Origin of the sequence: Micromonospora sp. NPDC047644 (genome assembly GCF_040704315.1) — a bacterium.
In the GTDB taxonomy this organism is placed as follows: Bacteria; Actinomycetota; Actinomycetes; order Mycobacteriales; family Micromonosporaceae; genus Micromonospora.
In genome coordinates, this window is record NZ_JBEYSY010000009.1 from 84,264 (window position 1) to 100,557 (window position 16,294).

Here is a 16,294-nt window from a genome sequence, read left to right on the forward strand (position 1 = left end):
CTGGGGCCATGATCTTCATTACCGCCAAGTTCCGGGTCCTGGCCGAGCACGCCGACCGGTGGCCGCAGATCGCCGCCGAGTTCACCGAGGCGACCCGGTCGGAGCCGGGCTGCCTGTGGTTCGACTGGTCCCGCAGCGTCGACGATCCCACCGAGTACGTGCTGGTCGAGGCGTTCCGCGACGACCAGGCCGGCGGGGCTCACGTGCAGTCCGCGCATTTCCGCACGGCCCAGGAGACCCTGCCGCCGTACCTGGCCGAGACCCCGCGGATCGTGAACGCCTCGGTGCCGCAGGAGGACTGGTCGCTGCTCGGCGAGATGGCCGTTCCCGAGGGTCGCTGACCGCCACCGCTCAGCGGCCCGCGACTGTCGGCGACGCAGCCGGTCCGGGACCGGCCGTCAGCGCAGCCGGTCCGGGATCCGCCGTCAGCGCAGCCGGCGGGCGGTGAACCGGGCCGGCGGGTCGGCGATCACGTCCTGCGCCGCGATCAGCTGGATCTCCCGGGTGCCCGCCGCGAGAGTGGCCTCGAGGACGGCGTAGACGGAGGCGATGGTGCGTTCCAGCGCGGTCGCGGGTGAGCCGGTCGTCCACAGGTGGGCGAGGTACAGCGCCGCGGTGACGTCGCCGCCACCGTTGGGGTTGATCGGCAGCAGCGGCGTGGTCACCGCCCAGGCGCCCTCGTCGGAGACCGCCACCACCTCCAGCGAGTCCGGGGGCAGGTCCCCGTGGAGCACGCTGGTGACCAGGACGTGCCGTGGCCCGGTCGCCCGCACCACGTCGACCGCGTCCAGCACCTCGGCGAGCGAGTTCGTGGTGCGACCGGCGAGGAAGTCCAGCTCGAAGTGGTTCGGCGTGATGATGTCCGCACGGGGCACGACGGTGTCCCGTAGGTACTCCGGAATTCCCGGCCGGACGAACATGCCGCGGCCGGCGTCGCCCATCACCGGGTCGCAGCAGTACACCGCGGCCGGGTTGGTCGCCTTCACCGTCGCCACCGCGTCGAGGATCACCGCGCCCACGGCCGGGTCGCCCTGGTAGCCGGAGAGCACCGCGTCGGCGCTGCCGAGGACCCCACGGTCCTCGATGCCCGCGATCACCTCGGCCACGTCCGTCGCCGGGAGCAGCGGGCCCCGCCACGCGCCGTAGCCGGTGTGGTTGGAGAAGTGCACGGTCAGGACCGGCCAGACCTCGTGCCCGAGGCGTTGCAGCGGAAAGGCCGCCGCCGAGTTGCCGACGTGGCCGTAGGCGACCGACGACTGGATGGACAGGATCTTCACCGGCCCATCATCGCCGCTGCGACCGGAGGCGCACCGACGGCCCGCCGTTTCTGTCGGGTGGCCCACTCGCCGCCCGTGCGTCGGGACGCCACGAACGGGCGACCCGGACCGTGCCGTCCGGGCCGCCCGAGCGGTGGCGGGGCGGCCGCCGCGCTGGGTGGCCGTCCCGTCGTACGGTCAGCCGCCGAGGCTCGCCGCGGCCGAGGCGATGGACGAGGCGAAGTAGCTCACCTGGGTGTAGACACCCGGGTAGTTGGGCCGGGCGCAGCCGTTGCCCCAGCTGACGATGCCGACCTGGATCCAGGCGTTGGAGGCGTCGCGGCGGAACATCGGGCCGCCCGAGTCGCCCTGGCAGGTGTCCGTGCCGCCGCTGGCATAGCCGGCGCAGATCTCCTGGGCGGGGATGAGATCGCCGCCGTAGTTGGCGTTGCAGGTGGAGTCGCTGACGAACGGCACCGTCGCCTTGAGCAGGTACCGCTGCTGGCCGCCGCCCTCGCGCGCGGCGCCCCAGCCGGCCACGGTGAAGGTGCCGCTGTCGTACGCGGTGGTGCTGGCGATCGGCAGCGTGCTCAGTCCGGTGACGGGGCTGGCCAGCCGGATCAGCGCCCAGTCGCGGCCGGCGCCGTTGTAGCCGGGGGCGCGGTAGACGTAGTTGGACCGGACGGTGATCCGGCTGGACGACTGGAGGTCGACCGTCCCGAGCGTCGCGGTGATGCTGGTGTTGGTGCCGGTCGCGCCCACGCAGTGCGCCGCGGTGAGCACCAGCCGGGGGCTGTACAGCGCCCCGCCGCAGCCCATCGAGAGACGGACCATGAACGGGAACTCGCCCTGCGCGGCGCGGGTGCCACCGACGACGTTCGGCGTCATGGGGCTGTCGGCCGCGGCGGCCGGCGCGGTGAGGGTGAGGCTGGCCGCGGTCACCGCGGCCAACGCGGTGGCCAGCAGGCCAGTGAGGGTACGCCAGCGAACCATGCATTCCTCCGCATCAGGATGGCACGCCTCGTGAGCGCACCGCAGTCGAGATAGCGGTCATCATATTGAGGTCTATGGATCTAGCGGGTCATCCTCTCTGGGTCGTACCACCGGCGGTATGGATCTCGCACGGAGCGCGGGCCACCGGCGGTCAGAGGTCCGGCGTGCCGGTGCTCTCCCGGCGGAGAAGCCGGAACGGTGTCTGCACGGTCAGCGGCCCCGCGACCTGCGCGCCCTCGATGCGGGCGACGAGGCGGCGCACCGCGAGACGGCCGATCTCCCTCTTGTCGGGGGCGATCGTGGTGAGGGTCGGGGCAGTGAACCGTCCCTCCTCGATGTCGTCGATTCCGACCACCGCGACGTCCTCGGGCACCCGGTGACCGGCCTCGGCCAGCGCCCGCAACGCGCCGATGGCGACCAGGTCGTTGTAACCGAACACCGCGTCCGGCGGGTCGCCGAGAGCGAGCAGGTCACGCATGGCGCGCATGCCGTCGAGCCGGCCGAACGCGTCGGTGCGGGCCACCAGCCGTTGTCGGTACGGCAGGCCGGCGGCCGCCAGGGCCTCCCGGTAACCCCGGACCCGCAGGTGGGCCGACTGCCGGTCACCTCCCGGGGTGGCCCCGATGAACGCGATCCGGCGGCGGCCGATCGCCACGAGGTGCCGGATCGCCGCGTGGCTGGCGGCGACGTTGTCGATGGCGATGTGGTCGTGTGGCACGTCGAAGACGCCCTCGCCGATCAGCACGAGCGGGTTGCCGGCCGTCCGGGCCAGCACCTCCTCCCGGCCGACGCGCACCGGGCTGAGGATCAGGCCGTCGATGATGCGCTGCCGTGAACCGTCGAGGAGCGCCAGCTCCGCTCCCCGGTCCGCCGCGGTGTTCTCCATGACGAGCGTGTAGCCGAGCACGGCGGCCTCGGCGATGGCGATCTCGGCGAGCTCGGCGAAGTACGGGTTGGTCAGTTCCGGGACAGCAAGGGCGATCAGGCCGGTACGGCCCCGACGGAGGTGCCGGGCGCCGAGGTTCGGGCTGTAGCCGAGTTCGTCGATCGCCTGCTGCACCCGTTGTCGGGTCCGCTCCCCCACCGGCCGGTACCCGTTCACCACGTTGGAGACCGTGGCCAGCGAGACACCGGCGCGCTGGGCGATGTCCTTCAGGTTGACGCCCATCCCCAACCTTTCGCGAATTCGACGGCCGGGCCGACCGGACAGTGATGAACAAGCATTGACGGGAGGGTCGACGCGGCTCTATAACGTTATACAGGTGATGATGGATGTCAATATTTCCGTCGCCCTTGGCGCGTGAAGATCACACCGACATCCGTCGCTGACGCCCGTCCCCCGTCAATGACCACCCGACGCCCACCACCCACGCGCTTCGGGCCTGGCTGCACCGCCCGCGGCGACTCGCCCCCCTCGGAGACGGCATGACACGTCACGTCCCCATCCGCCCCGCCCTGCCACTGCTGCTCATCCTCACCCTGATCGCCGGTGTCCTCACCGCGCCCACCTCGTCGGCGTACGCCGCACCGGCCAAGACGCCACCACTGACCACCCCCTGGACCAGCCAGGCCCTGACCGGCACCCCACTGCCCGAGTACCCGCGACCCCAGATGACGCGGCCGGACTGGCTCAACCTCAACGGCGAGTGGCAGCTACGCCAGTCGACCACCGACGACGCGCCGCAGTTCGGCACCAACCTGCCCGAGCGGGTCAACGTGCCGTTCCCGGTGGAGAGCGCGCTGTCCGGCATCCAGCGGGCCGCCAACGACAACCGCAACTACCTGTTCTATCGACGCACCGTCACCATCCCGGCGAACTGGTCGGGGCGGCGCACCCTGCTGCACTTCGGCGCCGTCGACTGGCAGAGCACCGTCTGGGTCAACGGTGTCCGCGTCGGCGCGCACACCGGCGGTTACGACGCCTTCACCTTCGACGTGACGCCCCAGCTCACCACCGGGACGAACGAGATCGTCGTCAAGGTCTGGGACCCCACCGACACCCGGCAGAACGGCAGCCTGCCCGCCATCGGCAAGCAGACCAAGACACCCAGTGGGATCTTCTACACCCCCAGCTCCGGCATCTGGCAGACGGTGTGGTTGGAGCCGGTGCCCACCGCCTCGATCAGCAGCGTGGACGTCTACCCCAACCTGGGCAACAACACCCTGCGGGTGCGGGTCTTCACCCGGGGCGACGTGAGCGGCCACAGCGTGCTCGCCGAGGCGCTGAACGGCACCACGGTGGCGGGCTCGGCCACCGGCGGCTTCACCGACTTCAGCGTGCCGGTGCCCAACGCCCGCCGCTGGTCACCCGACGACCCGTTCCTCTACAACCTCCGGGTGACTCTGCGCAACGCCGCCGGCGCCACAGTGGACCGGACGACCCACTACTTCGGGATGCGGGAGATCACCACCGGCCTGGTCAACGGGGTGCTGCGCCCCAAGCTCAACGGCCAGTTCGTGTTCCAGGTCGGCACCCTCGACCAGGGCTACTGGCCGGACGGGCTCTACACCGCGCCGACCGACGCCGCTCTCGCCTTCGACCTGCAGAAGCACAAGGACCTGGGCTTCAACATGGTGCGCAAGCACATCAAGGTCGAGCCGCAGCGCTGGTTCTACCACGCCGACCGACTCGGCCTGCTGGTCTGGCAGGACATCCCGTCGCTGACCGCGCAGAACGTCGACCCCACCGACGCCCAGCAGGCACAGTTCGAGGCCGAGGCACGCGAGATCGTCGACGAGCACCGCAGCTCACCCGCCGTGATCGCGTACACGCCCTACAACGAGGGCTGGGGTGAGCGGTCCCTCGCCGACACCCGGCGGGTCGCGCAGAACATCAAGAACCAGGACCCGACCCGTCTGGTCAACCCGCACAGCGGCCACAACTGCTGCCAGTCGCTCGGCAACCCCGGCAACGGCGACATCGACGACTGGCACATCTACCTCGGGCCGGACTCCCCGGTACCGTCGAGCAGCCGGATCGCGGTGCTCGGCGAGTTCGGCGGCCTGGGCCTGCACACGCCGGGCCACGAGTACAGCCCGAACGGCAGCTTCTTCGCCTACGAGTGGCAGTCCAGTTCGACCGCCCTCACCGACCGGTACGTGGGGCTGGTGCAGGGCACCCAGAACCTGATGCTCGGCAAGGGGCTCAGCGCCTCGATCTACACCGAGATCACCGACCTGGAGGGTGAGCTGAACGGGTTCCTCACCTATGACCGCCAGGTGATCAAAATGGATCAGGCGCGGGTACGCGCCGCCAACACCGCCCTGATCAACGCCTCGAAGACCATCGGCAGTTCGGCACCCGTCGCCCTGCCGGTCAACACCCGCCGGTCGGTGCGGGTGACCACGCCGGGATTCACCAACCGCTACCTGCGTCACCAGGACAGCCTGGCCTACACGGAGGTGGTCGACGCCGCGAGCTCCGGCCTGCTCAAGGCCGACGCGACGTACACCATCAGGCCCGGTCTGGCCGGTGCCGGTTGCTTCTCGTTCGAGTCGGTCAACTTTCCGGGGCAGTACCTGCGCCACCAGAACTCCCGGGTCCGCAACTCGCCCGACGACGGCTCCGCGCTGCTGCGCGCCGACGCCACCTGGTGCGCCCGCACCGGGCTGACCGGCACCGGCGTGTCCCTGGAGTCGTACAACTTCCGAGGCAGGTACCTGCGGCACTACAACGCGGAGGTCTGGCTGAGCAACGGCGCCGGCGGCGACGCGTACAACACGCCGACGTCGTGGACCGCCGACAGCACGTGGGACATCGCCTCCCCGTGGGCGCCCTGACCGCTGGGCGCTTACCGAGCCGTCACAGAGTAGGGCGGGGGTTCCGGCGTGGACCGGAACCCCCGCCAGGCGTGGACGGTGTCGCACGGCCGATGTCGTCGGCGCCGGGGTCTTCGGCAGCGGGCGCGACCGGACCCGGCGTCACTCGTCGTCGCGGGGGTCGTTGCCCCGGTCATGAGCGAAAGCGGCGAGTTGATTGCACCACCCGGCCGGGTCGGCCTCAGGGCAAGGACCGAGCCGCAACTTGCATCCGGCCAGGTTCACCCGGCTGTTGCAACACGCAATTATGTCGCTCAATAAATAGACGATAACCAATCTTGACTTGTACGGCCGGCCAGCGCACCGTAAAGAGCCAGAGGCAGATGCACACCATTATCGGCCAGGCTGAAGTGGATCGCCAATGGGGGCGCTGCCGGTTTCGCGCCGCGTGTACCAGGAGGCTTTCCATGCGGTTGAATCCGTTTACCGGGGTCTATCTCGCCGATCCGGCCAGCACGTGGCGGCGCATTCTCGACGATCCCGACGGAGTGCACTACGCCGAGGATCTGGGCCTGTGGCTGATCAGCCGGCACGCGGACGTCCGACGGGCCCTCGCCGACGCCACGACTTTCGCCAACGCCCTCACCCTCGCCCCGGTCTACGAGGTGTCTGCACCGGCGCTGAACGTCATCATGCAGATCGACGCCCCACCCACGACGGCCGCAGCAGACCCACCGGCGCACCCGCGCACCCGGCGGGCCCTACGCGCGACCTTCGCGAACACCGCCGAGCGGGTCGAGGCAGAGTACGGCGCGATCGTCCGACGCCGGGTCGACCAGCTGGTGTCCCGTCTCGCCGCCCACCAGGGCGACCAGATCGACCTGATCGCGGAGTTCGCGACCGAGCTTCCCCTGCTGGTGGTCCTGGACATCCTCGGGGTGCCCGACGCCGACATCGGGCGGATCCGGAGTTGGGCGGACGGGCAGATAGCCCTCATCTGGGGGCAGCCGGACCCGGCCGAGCAGGTACGCCTGGCCCAGGGCCTGCTCGAGTTCTGGCACTACTGCGAGGACCTGGTCCGCCAGCGGGTGGACAGTGGACACCGGGGCGAGGACTTCATCAGCCGCGCCCTGGACTACCGGGACGACGACGACAGCGTGCTGACGGTGCCCGAGGTAGCGAGCCTTGCCTTCAACCTCCTGGTCGCGGGCCACGAGACCACCGCCGGGTTGCTCGCGCACGCGCTCGACCAGGCCCTGTCCGCTCCCCAGCGCTGGTCGGCGATCACCGCGGACCCGGAGCTCGTCCCCGCCTTCGTGGACGAGACGCTCCGCTTCGCGCCCGCCATCGACGGCTGGCTGCGGGTGACCACCCGCGACGTCACGGTGGGGGCGGTGACGATCCCCGCCGGGGCGCGTTGCCTGCTGTTGATCGGCGCGGCGAACCGGGACGCGGCGACGTTCCATGACCCGGACCGGTTCGACCCACACCGGACCGACGTGGGCAATCACCTGTCGTTCGGCCACGGTCCACATTTCTGCATCGGCGCGGGACTGGCGCGACTTGAAGCCGCAATCGCCCTCAGTCGGCTCGCCGAATCCATTCCCGAGCTGAGGTTGTCACCGGAGCAACATCGGTCGTACAAACCGAATGTCGCGTTTCGCGCGCACCGCACGCTGCTCGCGATAATCGACGTCCCGGCGGCCACCGACGTGCCGGCGGCACGGGACGCCGCGACGGCCGAAGTGCGCGCGGCCTGAGCGCCCACTGGCCCCAGCGGTGCTGACCTGCGGACGGATCGAGGGTGGGGTGGGCCGGCGTCGACCCGTTCCACCCGGCGCACCCGAGCGCCGGCACCGGGTCCGGCGAGAACCTTTTCCACTTTCCGCGACGATCCATGCCGGTGAACGTCTTCACACCCATCGCTTCCTGGGTTAAGAATTGCCCTCTGTGAATGTTCGGCTCATCGGCCAATCTCGATCTGGCGTCCGCCGCTGAATGTCCGTTCCACGAAGGTGAGCGCATGGAGCACACGTCCCCGTCGAGCTCGGCTCACTCTGCGGCCAGTCAGCGGTTCCGACGGGAGTTGCGCGACTGCCGCGTCCAACGGGGTCTGACCCAACGAGCCCTGGCGGACCTGGTGCGGTTCAGCCGGGAGACGGTCGCGGCGGTCGAGTCAGGTCGCCGGTTCGGCAGTCACGAGTTCGCACTGCGCTGCGACGATGTGCTCGGCACCGGTGGTCGCCTGGCCGCGCTGTGGCCGCAGGTCGCGGCCGAGCAGTTGGCGGCCGACGGTCGCCGAGGCCCCCGCGCGCCGGAGCCGGCCCGACTGGATCGGCAGGTGCCGCGTCAGCGCGGCCGGCGTGACGCGCGCGACCCGGGCGCCGTGGTGGACGCGATCGACGAGCTGCGTGAGCTGATCGGCCAGGTGCTCAACGGTCAACCCGAACCGGATGAACCGGAGCGGCGGCACCCGTCGGCCGAACCCCTCGACAACCAGCGCTGACCCGACGACCCGGCCCGACGCCGCGGCGTCACCGGCCGCTGACGTTGGGTACAGATACTGGTACGGGCAGTTTGTACCACGGCCAGGTCTGGCCTATGAGCGCGGCTTCCGGCCGAATGGGACTTGCATTCGGCAACGTGCGGATAGACCGTCATCGACGAGTCGTGGGAGTCAATCTTGGCGTCGAGCACCCGGTCCCACGCGGCCAGACCCTACCCGACCCGCCGACGCGGTTGGAAGATAGCCGGCCGGATGCGGCTCATCGTCGCGGCCCCGCTCGTCGCCGTGATCGGCTTCGCCGGTCTCGCACTGACCGAGAGCGCACGCCAGACGGCCCGCGCCAGTGACCTGCAGATCCTGGCCCAGGTCGGTGCCGAGGCCGGCAACCTGGCCTACCGCCTGCAACGCGAACGCATCGCCGCCGCCGACCTGCTCACCTACGCCCAGCCGGAGCAGCAGGACGCCTTCGGCGTGGAGCTGGCCGCCACCGATGACGCCGTCGCCCGCTACCGCGAGAAGCGTGACCGACTGACCACCGACAACGGCACCAGCTCGACTCTCCTGCGGCGCATCGACGACGCCCTGAACGGCCTCGCCCCGCTGCGCACCCAGGTGCGCACCGCCACGCACGCGTCGGTGTCGGCGATGACCTTCAGCTACCGCATCGCGATCGCCGACCTCATCACCTTCCGCGAGAACGTCTCACACGGCGTGGTGGACGCCCCACTCGCCGACGGGATCCGGGCCTCGGCGGCGCTGTCGAAGACGGCCGAGGCCATCGGTCAGCAACAGGTGGCCGTGCTGCGCGCCGTCGCGGGCGGCGATCTGACCCCGGCCATGCAACAGGACATCACCGCCGCCCGCACCAGCTACACCGAGTCGAGCCTGTCGTTCCTGGCCCTGGCCCCGCCCGACTGGAGCGTCTGGTGGGAGCAGGCCGGCACCGGCAAGGAGGCGCTGGCCCTGCAACGGATGCAGGACGAGGTCGCCCGGGCCCAGCCGGGGTCGCGACTGAAACTGGAGACCGACGACTGGGTGTCCACCACCCAGACGCGCGCCGCCCGGCTGGCCGACCTGCGCGCCCGGGTCGACGACGCGGTCCGCGACGACGTCCGGGCCGCGCACGCCGACCAGCGCCGCCGCGCCGTGGCCGAGGCGGCCAGCGTCCTCCTGGCCCTGATCCTCACCGCATTGGTGACCTGGGCCGTCGCACGGCAGATCACCCGACGGCTGCGCCGGCTGCGGGACGCGGCCAACGCCGTTGCCTTCGAACAACTCCCCGCCGTGGTGGCCCAGCTCCAACAGCCCGGCAGCGCCGCCGTCGACCCACACAAGCTGGCCCACCAGCAGTCCAGTGCCGCCCTCGAACCGTCCAGCGACGACGAGATCGGCGAACTGGGGCAGGCGTTCAGCGCCGTGCACCAGGCCGCCGTGCGGACAGCCGCCGAACAGGCCGTCATGCGCGCCAACACCGCCGACATCTTCATTCACCTGAGCCGCCGCGAACAACGACTGGTCGACGCGGTCCTGGCCCAGGTCGACCTGGTCGAGCGGGACGAAACCGACCCCGACCGGCTCGACCAGCTCTACACACTGGACAACCTGGCGACCCGGATGGGCCGGATCAACGCCAGCCTGCTGGTGCTCGGCGGGGTCGGCGTGGGGCGCGTACGCCAGCGCGACGTTCCGCTGCAACAGGTGCTCCAGGCCGCGCTGTCCCAGATCGAGCACTACGCACGGGTCCGGCTCGGCATGATCGACGGGGACGTCGCGGTGGCCGCCAAGACCGTCGACGAGGTCGTGCACCTGCTGGCCGAACTCATGGACAACGCCACGACGTACTCGCCGCCGGGCAGCGAGACCTGGGTGAGCGGCCGAAGCCTGGGAGACCGCGTCATCGTCCAGATCAGCGACGAGGGCGTGGGGCTGTCCACGCAGCGGATGCAGCAACTCAACGAGCTGCTGGCGCACCCTCCGGCCATCGACGTGGCCGCCGTACGGGCGATGGGGCTGGTCGTCGTGGGCCAGCTCGCGGCGCGGCTGGGCATCACCGTCCAACTGCGACGCGGCCCCCGACGCGGCATCCTCGCCGAGGCGACACTGCCCGCGGCGATCATCCGGTCGCTGCCACCGGAGGAGTACCTGCTCGCCCCCGGCCGGCTGTCGCGGCGGGCAGCTCGCACGCCCAGCCCGCCGCCGCCCTACCAGCCGCGCCCCGAGCCCACCGCCGGACGCCCGCCGACCGAACGGACCCTGCCGGCCGCGCCGGTCTTCCGACCAGCTCCCCCACCCCCGGACCGGGGTGACGCGCCCACCGAGGAGCTGCTCATCTTCGAACAGGTCAACCACTGGTTCCAGAACGATGTCGTCGACGGTCACAACGGCCAGAACGGCCAGCAGTGGTCCAGCCCCGCCGACGACGCCTGGCGTACCGCCGCCCAGGCGCACACCCCCGAGGTGTCCACGACCACCAATTCCGGCCTGCCCAAACGCCAGCCGCAACGGCACCTCGTGCCCGGCGGCGTGACAGTGCCCCAGCAGCAGCAACGGTCCGAGTACCGCGACCCGGCGCAGGTGGCCACGGCGATGGCCGCGTACGCGCGGGGCGTGGCCAACCGACGGCGCACCCCGATCAACCTCGGTAACAAATGACGCGACAGGAGAGCACGTGACCGACCAACAGGATCTCGGCTGGCTGCTGGACAATTTCGCGGCGCGCGCGACCGAGGTCAGCCACGCGATCGCCATTTCCAGCGACGGCCTGATGGTGGCCGCCACCCGGGACCTGCCACCGGACCGGGCCGACCAGTTGGCCGCCACGGGCAGCGGGCTGGTCAGCCTGCTGCGGGGGGCGGCGGCCTTCTTCGACGCCGGCGCGGTGATCTCCAACGTCACCCAGCTCGAGGGCGGGTTCATGTTCTCCATGGCCTTCAACGACGGCGCCTCGCTGCTGGTGCTCGCCGCGCCCGAGTGTGACGTCGGCAAGGTCTCCTACGAAATGACCGAGCTGGCCAACCGCATCGGGGACGCGCTGACCCCCGCTGCCCGGGCGGCGCTCGCCCGCAGCCGCTGACCACCCGGCGCCCCCACGCCGGAGACCCCTTCCCCTTCCTCTGGAGTTAGACATGCCTCTCACCACGCCTTGGCGCAGCCGTGCCCTCACCGCCGCGCTGCTCGCCGCCGTGCTGACCACCAGCACCGCCTGCGGCGACGACGCTCCGGGCACCAGCGCCGGCGGCTCGATAAAGATCGGTCTGCTCGCGTCGCTGTCCGGGACGTACCAGGCTGTTGGCACGGAGATCCGCGACGGCTTCCAGCTCTACCTGGACACCCACGACGGCAAGCTGGGCGGCCGGCAGGTCGAGCTCGTCGTCGCGGACGAGGGCAACGGCGCGCAGACCGCTGTCCCGGCGGCGACCAAGCTGCTCAAGCAGGACCGGGTGTCCGCGCTCACCGGCATCGTCGGTGGCGGCTCGGTCGCCGGCGTCACCCCGCTGCTCAACGAGACGAAGGTGCCCCTGGTCGGCTCCAACGGCCGGCCGGAGCTCAAGGACGTCTCCCGGGTCTGGCACACCTCGTACCTCTCCGACGAGCCCGGGGCGGCGATCGCCCAGCACGTCCGCGACAACGTGAAGGGCTCCGTGTACGCGATCGGCCCGGACTACCAGGGCGGTTGGGACGAGCTGCGCGGCTTCACCGACGCGTTCGGCAAGATCGGCGGGAAGCTCGCGAACGCCGACGGCAAGACGACCTTCACGCCGTTCCCGGCCACCACCAACTTCCTGCCGTACTTCGCCCGCATCAAGGCCTCCGGCGCGGCGGCCGTCTACACCTTCTACGCCGGCAGCGCCGCAGTCGACTTCGTCAAGCAGTACGCGCAGTCCGAGATCAAGGACATCCCGTTGTACGCGGCCGGGTTCCTCACCGAGGGCGGCGTGCTCAACGCGCAGGGCGAGGCCGCGCGGGACATCTACTCGGTGCTCAACTACTCGCCCGACCTCGACAACGCCGAGAACCGCGCCTTCGTGGCCGCGTGGAAGGCGAAGCACGACGGTTCGCCGACGACCTACGCGCTGGCCTCGTACGACGCGGCGGCGGTGCTCGACCGGGCGATCGGCGCGGCCGGGAACGACCCGACCCCCGAGGCCATCAACACGGCCATCGGTCAACTCGGCCAGATCGCCAGCCCGCGCGGCACCTGGCAGTTCTCCACCACCACGCACTCCCCGGTGCAGAAGTGGTACCTGCGGCAGGTCCGCCAGGACGGCCGGGCCCTGTCCAACACCGTCGTGGGTGACCTCGCGACCGTCGGCCGGTGATAGTGGTGGCGGCCGGCACGAACCGGATCGACCCGTACCTGATCCCGGCCCTGGACGGAGTCGCCTACGGGCTGCTCGTGTTCGTCGCCGCGTCGGGCCTGGTCTTCTGTTTCGGCGTCGCCAACATCCTCAACCTGGCGCACGGCCTGCTCTACGCGATCGGCGGGTACACCGCAGCGGCGCTGCTCGACGGCGGCTGGGTGAGCCTCGCGTTGGCGCTGACGGTCGGTGTGCTGGCCGCCGCCGCGACGGGGGTGCTCCTGGCCGGCCTGCTCACACCGGTCGCCACCGGCAACCATCTGAGTCAGGCGCTGCTGACGTTCGGGGTGGCGCTGGCCGGCGGCAGCCTGCTCGTCGCCGGCTTCGGACCCGACAACCCGCAGGTCCAGGTGCCCGCAGCCCTGGAGGGGTCGGTGATGGTCGCCGGTCACCGCTACGCCGCGTACCGGCTGGTCTTCATCGTCGTCGCGGCGGTGCTCGCCGCCGCCCTCTACCTGGTGGTGCGACGCACCAGGGCCGGGATGCTGGTCCGGGCGGCGGTCGACGACCCGGAGATGGTCGCCTGCCTGGGCGTGAGTCCGGCCCGGATCCGGGCCGGTGTCCTCGCCGCCGCCGGCGCGCTGGCCGGCGCGGCCGGAGTCCTGGGCGCGCCCATCATCGGCCCCGGCACCGGCACCGCCGACACGGTGCTGCTGCTCTCCCTCGTGGTGGTCGTCCTCGGCGGTCTCGGGTCGATGGCGGGCACCCTGCTGGCCGCGCTCGCGATCGGCGAGATCCAGACGTTGGGAGTGGCGCTGCTGCCGTCCGCCGCACCGTTTCTGCTGTTCGCCGCCATGGCGGCCGTGCTGGCCGTGCGGGCGCGTGGCCTGGCCGGCAGGTGGAGGGCGGCATGAGGGATGAGGTGATCCGGCGAGTTCGTGGCGGCGTCGCCGCGCTCGTCCTGGTCGGCCTGGTCGTGGCGCCCTGGGTGGTCGACGACTACACCACGGCGATCCTCGCCCGGACGCTGGCGCTGGCCCTGGTCGGGGTGAGCGTGGCCCTGCTCACCGGCGTCGCCGGCATGCCCACCCTCGGCCAGACCGCACCGTACGCGGCCGGCGCCTACGCCTGCGCCGTGGTCGGCAGCCGAGTCTCCGACGTCGGCGTCGTGCAGCTCGTCGTCGCGGCGGCCGCCGGGGCGCTGCTGGCCGCGCTGACCGTGCCGCTCGTCGTACACGCCCGAGGGGTGATCGTCCTGATGATCACCCTGGCCATCGGTGAACTCGTCGTCATCGTCCTGGGCCGGTGGCGGTCGGTGACCGGCGGCACGGACGGGCTGGCCGGCATTCCCGCGGTCCGCCCGTTCTGGGGGCTTCCGGCCCTCGCCAACGACCATGCCCGTTACCTGTACGCCCTGGTCGTCGTGGCCACGCTGATCGGCGCGGTGCTGGTGCTGCTGCGTACCCGGGCCGGGTTGGTGCTGCGGGCCGGCCGCGACGACGAGACGCGGTTGCGGGCCAGCGGTCACCGGGTGGCGTGGCACCTGTCCGGCGCGCACATCGCCGCCGGGGCGATCGCCGGAGCCGCCGGCTCGCTCCTGGTCGTCGCCCAGCAGTACATCTCCCCCGCCGACTTCGGCTTCGACACCTCCGCGCTGCTGCTGCTCGGTGTCGTCATCGGTGGCACCGCCTCGGTGGGTGGCGCCCTGGTGGGTGCGGCGTTGGTCATCGCCGTGCGGGACTGGCTGTTCGGGGTGCTGCCCGGCCACGCGCCACTGGTGCTGGGCGCGCTGTTCGTGGCGACGGTCTACCTGCTGCCCAGCGGCGTCAACCGGGCCCGGGGTCGGTTGCGCCCGCCGGGAGCCGCGACGTCACAGCCGGACCAGCCAGCCGCCCGTGACCAGGCCGACGTCGCGGAGCTGCGCCGATGACCGGGCTGTTGGAAGCCGAGAAGATCAGCGTGCGGTACGGCTCGCTGGCCGCACTCGACGGCGTGGACCTGTGCATCCACGACGGCCAGCGGCACGCCGTGATCGGCCCGAACGGGGCCGGCAAGACGACCCTGCTCAACGTCCTCGGCGGGTCCATCCGGCCGCACCGCGGCACGGTGCGGTTCAACGGACGGGACGTCGGTCGACTCGGCCCGGCGGCCCGGGCCCGACGGGGCATCAACCGCATCCACCAACGACCCGCGGTCTTCCCGACGCTCACCGCGACGGAGAACGTCGTGGTGGCGGCGCTGCCACGGGCCATTCCCGGCGGCCGGTGGTGGCCGGGTGGACGCCGACGCGCGGCACAGCGCCTGGCCGGTCCGCTGCTGGACCAGATGGGGCTCAGTGCCGTCGCGGCGGTGCCCGCCGGACACCTCGCACACGGGCAACGACGCCAGTTGGAGATCGCGATGGCCATGGCCGGTCGCCCCCGCCTGCTGCTCCTCGACGAACCGGCGGCCGGGCTCTCCGCCGTCGAGGTCGGTCGGCTGGTCGAGGTGCTCCAGGCACTGCCCAGGGCGGTCGCCGTGTTGCTGGTCGAACACCGACTGGACCTGGTGTACGCCCTGTCCGACGCGGTAACGGTGTTGCGCGACGGTCGGACGTTGGCCGCCGGCACACCGGACGAGATCCGTACCTCGCCGCTGGTGCGGCAGGCCTACGCCGACGGGGTGGCCTGATGCTCACTGTGGATCGTCTCTGCGCCGGCTACGGCGGCGGAATCGTCCTGCACGAGGTCAGCCTGCGGGTACGACCGGGCAGCATCCAGGCCGTGGTGGGCCGCAACGGGGCGGGCAAGAGCACGCTCGTGCACACCATCGCCGGGCTGGTGCGGGCGTCCAGCGGTCGCATCGAGATCGGCGGTGTGCACGTCGCCGGCCGACAACCGCATCGCATCGCCCAGTCCGGCGTCGGCCTCGTCCCGCAGGGCCGACGGGTCTTCTCCCGGTTGACGGTGGCCGAGCACCTGCACCTGGCGGCCGCGCCGTGGCGGGCCCCCACCTCCGGCGGCGAAGGCTGGACGGTCGCCCGCACCCTGGAGTTGCTGCCGAGGCTGGCGGCGCGGCTGCGCCACCGGGGCTGCGAACTCTCCGGGGGCGAGCAGCAGATGCTGGCGATAGCCCGTGCGCTGCTCGGGCAACCCCGGGTGCTGCTGCTCGACGAACCATGTGAGGGGCTCTCGCCCGATCTGGCGGCGCGGGTCCGCGAACTCGTCAACGGTCTCGCCGCGGACGGCCTGACAGTGCTGCTCGTGGAACAGCAACTCCAGCACGCCATCGAGCTCGCGGACCGGGTGGCGGTGCTGGAGTACGGCCGGGTGGTCTACGACCGGCCGACCGCGGAGGCCCGCCGCGATCCGGCCCCTCTGGCGGCGATGGTGAGCGTCGCCGCCGTCGCGCCGCGCCCGGCCAACAGAGCGACCCCTCGGCTCTGGGCCGACACCCCGTAGTCACCCGACCTTCTCGAGTCACCCGACCCTGCACGGAGAGGT

General features: G+C 71.5%; 14 protein-coding genes. 11 read left to right on the forward strand and 3 right to left on the reverse strand.

Annotated features, from left to right (window positions below; genetic code table 11):
- Window positions 1–8 precede the first annotated feature (8 nt).
- Complete coding sequence (locus tag AB0877_RS16415; RefSeq protein WP_366609521.1) at window positions 9–341, forward strand: putative quinol monooxygenase; 333 nt, start codon at window positions 9–11, stop codon at window positions 339–341.
- 84 nt (window positions 342–425) lie between these two features.
- Here the strand turns inward: AB0877_RS16415 and pdxY are convergent, their stop codons facing one another.
- From pdxY to AB0877_RS16430, 3 genes are all read right to left on the reverse strand, one after another.
- Window positions 426–1,277: a pyridoxal kinase PdxY gene (gene pdxY / locus AB0877_RS16420; RefSeq protein WP_366609522.1), complete on the reverse strand. Its 852-nt coding sequence runs from the start codon at window positions 1,275–1,277 to the stop codon at window positions 426–428.
- Window positions 1,278–1,454: 177 nt separating this feature from the next.
- Window positions 1,455–2,249 carry a serine protease gene (locus tag AB0877_RS16425; RefSeq protein WP_355010089.1) on the reverse strand — a complete coding sequence of 265 codons (795 nt, stop codon included), beginning with the start codon at window positions 2,247–2,249 and terminating at the stop codon, window positions 1,455–1,457.
- Between the two features lie 151 nt (window positions 2,250–2,400).
- Complete coding sequence (locus tag AB0877_RS16430; protein ID WP_366609523.1) at window positions 2,401–3,417, reverse strand: LacI family DNA-binding transcriptional regulator; 1,017 nt, start codon at window positions 3,415–3,417, stop codon at window positions 2,401–2,403.
- A gap of 257 nt (window positions 3,418–3,674) precedes the next feature.
- On the opposite strand from AB0877_RS16430, the gene AB0877_RS16435 reads away from it, so the two are divergent.
- From AB0877_RS16435 to AB0877_RS16480, 10 genes are all read left to right on the forward strand, one after another.
- Window positions 3,675–6,029, forward strand: a complete 2,355-nt coding sequence (locus AB0877_RS16435; RefSeq protein ID WP_366609525.1) for an AbfB domain-containing protein — start codon at window positions 3,675–3,677, stop codon at window positions 6,027–6,029.
- Between the two features lie 446 nt (window positions 6,030–6,475).
- A complete protein-coding gene (locus AB0877_RS16440; protein ID WP_366609526.1) occupies window positions 6,476–7,768 on the forward strand; it encodes a cytochrome P450 in 1,293 nt (430 codons plus the stop codon).
- A gap of 263 nt (window positions 7,769–8,031) precedes the next feature.
- Window positions 8,032–8,514, forward strand: a complete 483-nt coding sequence (locus tag AB0877_RS16445; protein ID WP_366609528.1) for a helix-turn-helix transcriptional regulator — start codon at window positions 8,032–8,034, stop codon at window positions 8,512–8,514.
- A gap of 252 nt (window positions 8,515–8,766) precedes the next feature.
- The gene (locus tag AB0877_RS16450; protein ID WP_366609530.1) at window positions 8,767–11,166 is read left to right on the forward strand and encodes a nitrate- and nitrite sensing domain-containing protein; all 2,400 of its coding nucleotides are present in this window, start codon (window positions 8,767–8,769) and stop codon (window positions 11,164–11,166) included.
- A 16-nt stretch (window positions 11,167–11,182) separates the two neighbouring features.
- The gene (locus AB0877_RS16455) at window positions 11,183–11,587 is read left to right on the forward strand and encodes a roadblock/LC7 domain-containing protein (RefSeq protein WP_030490280.1); all 405 of its coding nucleotides are present in this window, start codon (window positions 11,183–11,185) and stop codon (window positions 11,585–11,587) included.
- A 52-nt stretch (window positions 11,588–11,639) separates the two neighbouring features.
- Window positions 11,640–12,833, forward strand: a complete 1,194-nt coding sequence (locus AB0877_RS16460) for an ABC transporter substrate-binding protein (protein WP_366609532.1) — start codon at window positions 11,640–11,642, stop codon at window positions 12,831–12,833.
- Entirely contained in the window at window positions 12,830–13,726 is an 897-nt protein-coding gene (locus AB0877_RS16465; protein ID WP_366609533.1) for a branched-chain amino acid ABC transporter permease, read from the forward strand. Before AB0877_RS16460 ends, AB0877_RS16465 begins: the two co-directional genes overlap by 4 nt.
- Window positions 13,723–14,742, forward strand: a complete 1,020-nt coding sequence (locus AB0877_RS16470) for a branched-chain amino acid ABC transporter permease (RefSeq protein WP_366609535.1) — start codon at window positions 13,723–13,725, stop codon at window positions 14,740–14,742. Before AB0877_RS16465 ends, AB0877_RS16470 begins: the two co-directional genes overlap by 4 nt.
- Window positions 14,739–15,482, forward strand: a complete 744-nt coding sequence (locus AB0877_RS16475) for an ABC transporter ATP-binding protein (RefSeq protein ID WP_366609536.1) — start codon at window positions 14,739–14,741, stop codon at window positions 15,480–15,482. Before AB0877_RS16470 ends, AB0877_RS16475 begins: the two co-directional genes overlap by 4 nt.
- The gene (locus tag AB0877_RS16480) at window positions 15,482–16,252 is read left to right on the forward strand and encodes an ABC transporter ATP-binding protein (protein ID WP_366609537.1); all 771 of its coding nucleotides are present in this window, start codon (window positions 15,482–15,484) and stop codon (window positions 16,250–16,252) included. Before AB0877_RS16475 ends, AB0877_RS16480 begins: the two co-directional genes overlap by 1 nt.
- Window positions 16,253–16,294 lie beyond the last annotated feature (42 nt).

Coding starts and splice junctions, on each gene's coding strand:
- AB0877_RS16415 (WP_366609521.1), top strand. CDS start 9: ATGATCTTCATTACCGCCAAGTTCCGGGTCCTGGCCGAGCACGCCGAC.
- AB0877_RS16425 (WP_355010089.1), bottom strand. CDS start 2,249: ATGGTTCGCTGGCGTACCCTCACTGGCCTGCTGGCCACCGCGTTGGCC.
- AB0877_RS16430 (WP_366609523.1), bottom strand. CDS start 3,417: ATGGGCGTCAACCTGAAGGACATCGCCCAGCGCGCCGGTGTCTCGCTG.
- AB0877_RS16435 (WP_366609525.1), top strand. CDS start 3,675: ATGACACGTCACGTCCCCATCCGCCCCGCCCTGCCACTGCTGCTCATC.
- AB0877_RS16440 (WP_366609526.1), top strand. CDS start 6,476: ATGCGGTTGAATCCGTTTACCGGGGTCTATCTCGCCGATCCGGCCAGC.
- AB0877_RS16445 (WP_366609528.1), top strand. CDS start 8,032: ATGGAGCACACGTCCCCGTCGAGCTCGGCTCACTCTGCGGCCAGTCAG.
- AB0877_RS16450 (WP_366609530.1), top strand. CDS start 8,767: ATGCGGCTCATCGTCGCGGCCCCGCTCGTCGCCGTGATCGGCTTCGCC.
- AB0877_RS16460 (WP_366609532.1), top strand. CDS start 11,640: ATGCCTCTCACCACGCCTTGGCGCAGCCGTGCCCTCACCGCCGCGCTG.
- AB0877_RS16470 (WP_366609535.1), top strand. CDS start 13,723: ATGAGGGATGAGGTGATCCGGCGAGTTCGTGGCGGCGTCGCCGCGCTC.
- AB0877_RS16475 (WP_366609536.1), top strand. CDS start 14,739: ATGACCGGGCTGTTGGAAGCCGAGAAGATCAGCGTGCGGTACGGCTCG.
- AB0877_RS16480 (WP_366609537.1), top strand. CDS start 15,482: ATGCTCACTGTGGATCGTCTCTGCGCCGGCTACGGCGGCGGAATCGTC.